The organism is Bathymodiolus platifrons methanotrophic gill symbiont (assembly GCF_002189065.1).
Classification (GTDB): Bacteria; Pseudomonadota; Gammaproteobacteria; order Methylococcales; family Methylomonadaceae; genus Methyloprofundus.
This window is the reverse complement of the sequence record NZ_BDMN01000045.1, coordinates 1-1,923: the sequence shown is the minus strand read 5'-3', so window position 1 is coordinate 1,923 and position 1,923 is coordinate 1. Positions and strand designations below refer to the sequence as shown.

The window sequence follows — 1,923 nt, the reverse complement described above, 5'->3', positions numbered from 1 at the left end:
TGAAACAGTTAAAACATTGATTTCTAGAACATCAACGTCAAAAGGACTAACAACAATTGTTCACATACTCGACAAAATATACGAGACAGGACGAAAATATGCCGCTGACTTCAAAGAAATAATGCCGATTGTATTTGATACACATTTACCAAAATGGAATTACCGTGCAATTCCTCAAGAATAATTAATATCGGGAAGTTGTTTCGTGCTTATTCCTTAATCACAAAAGTAGCAAGCCCTTTCATAACAGAATTATCTAACTCATCTTTTACTTTGACACGTACCGGCAATAAAACCATTAATGCAGGCAACAAGGTCACTGATAAAAACAAGGCTAACATCACACCTAAGGCAACAATATTCCCTAGATCTCTAAAAGGTGGGGCATCACTAAAACTGAAGTTTCCCAATAATTATTTATGGTAAAATTGAAACTATGCTACAACTATATGAAAAAAATAGTCTTTTCATTCGTTTCAAATGCTATTGCCTAAGGGGAATTAAGTAGGGGTTTGCTATAAACATGGCAAAACCACCTAAAATAAACCTCGATACACCAGCATTGTGTATTTCAGCTACTCAATAATTGGGAAACTTCAGATACTAATGAAGTGACCCATAATACCACACCCACTGTAGAAAACGCGTAACGCACTGCTTCTTCTGTGGACAGGCCTTTTTCAACTTTAGCGCGCCGATATTTACTAATAAAATGTACGGTATCATCCACCACAATACCAATAGTCATTCCGGTCACTACCGACAAGCCAAGCCCCAGATTCCAAAGGCCATGCTAGCAGGAATTAAGTTGGGAATTAAACTGATCAGACCCAGCGTCACTGAACGGAAAGCAAAAATCAATATCAGGGAGATTAACACCAGGGCAGCTAATGAACCGATTAACATGCGAATAATATTACGTTGCCCAATATGTGAAAACATGAGCACCGGACTGGCAGCATTGATTGTATAGGCACTCAAGTTCTCTGCCATCCAGTCATGTAGTCGCTGCTCAATATCCAGCATTTGTCTGCTGGACAGGTTTTCCATGCTAGCAATAATACGAACACCAGATTTATCAATATTAATCTGATCATTTAAATCCAGCCCATAGGGTAGAGACATTTCATAGAGCAATAAGTACTGAGCAGCCAGGTCGCGCTGCTCAGGCAAGGTATACCACTGCTGTTGATCAGCATGCATATTTTTGTTCAGGCGCTTAAAGGTATCGGTAATACTATTGACATGCACCACTTCGGGCTGTTGCTCAAGCCAAAGTTTAAACTGCTCAATTTTCTGCAGATAAGCGGGATCACTAATGCCACCTGCTGAACCTGTATCAATCGAAATTTCGATATTATAAATACCACTTAAATTATCATTTAAAAAATCAGTAGCACGGCGGAACTCGATAGTTTCATCAAAATATTTTACAAATTCATCATTAATCTCATTTAACGGAATAAAGCTCATCAAGGCTACTGCTAATAGACCGTTAGCAATCAGCAGAGCTTTACGTCGCTTAATCACAAAAGTAGCAAGCCCTTTCATAACAGAATTATCTAACTCATCTTTTACTTTGACACGTACCGGCAATAAAACCATTAATGCAGGCAACAAGGTCACTGATAAAAACAAGGCTAACATCACACCTAAGGCAACAATATTCCCTAGATCTCTAAAAGGTGGGGCATCACTAAAACTGAAGTTTCCCAATAATTATTTATGGTAAAATTGAAACTATGCTACAACTATATGAAAAAAATAGTCTTTTCATTCGTTTCAAATGCTATTGCCTAAGGGGAATTAAGTAGGGGTTTGCTATAAACATGGCAAAACCACCTAAAATAAACCTCGATACACCAGCATTGTGTATTTCAGCTACTCAATAATTGGGAAACTTCAGTTAACTAGTTACCTGCC

General features: G+C 38.1%; 4 protein-coding genes. 1 reads left to right on the top strand and 3 read right to left on the bottom strand.

Translation table 11 applies throughout. The annotated features are described in order from the left end of the window. On the top strand, positions 1-184 hold a 184-nt coding region (locus CDZ78_RS03265; protein ID WP_444979192.1), incomplete at its 5' end, for an ISAzo13-like element transposase-related protein. 25 nt (positions 185-209) lie between these two features. Here CDZ78_RS03265 and CDZ78_RS03260 read toward each other — a convergent pair. From CDZ78_RS03260 to CDZ78_RS03255, 3 genes are all read right to left on the bottom strand, one after another. Further along, positions 210-410 carry an MMPL family transporter gene (locus tag CDZ78_RS03260; RefSeq protein WP_087868690.1) on the bottom strand — a complete coding sequence of 67 codons (201 nt, stop codon included), beginning with the start codon at positions 408-410 and terminating at the stop codon, positions 210-212. Between the two features lie 161 nt (positions 411-571). Next, positions 572-748, bottom strand: a complete 177-nt coding sequence (locus CDZ78_RS21640) for a hypothetical protein (RefSeq protein ID WP_167374152.1) — start codon at positions 746-748, stop codon at positions 572-574. An 8-nt stretch (positions 749-756) separates the two neighbouring features. Beyond that, on the bottom strand, positions 757-1,716 hold the full coding sequence (locus tag CDZ78_RS03255; protein ID WP_087868689.1) for an efflux RND transporter permease subunit: 960 nt from the start codon (positions 1,714-1,716) through the stop codon (positions 757-759). Between the last annotated feature and the right edge of the window lie 207 nt (positions 1,717-1,923).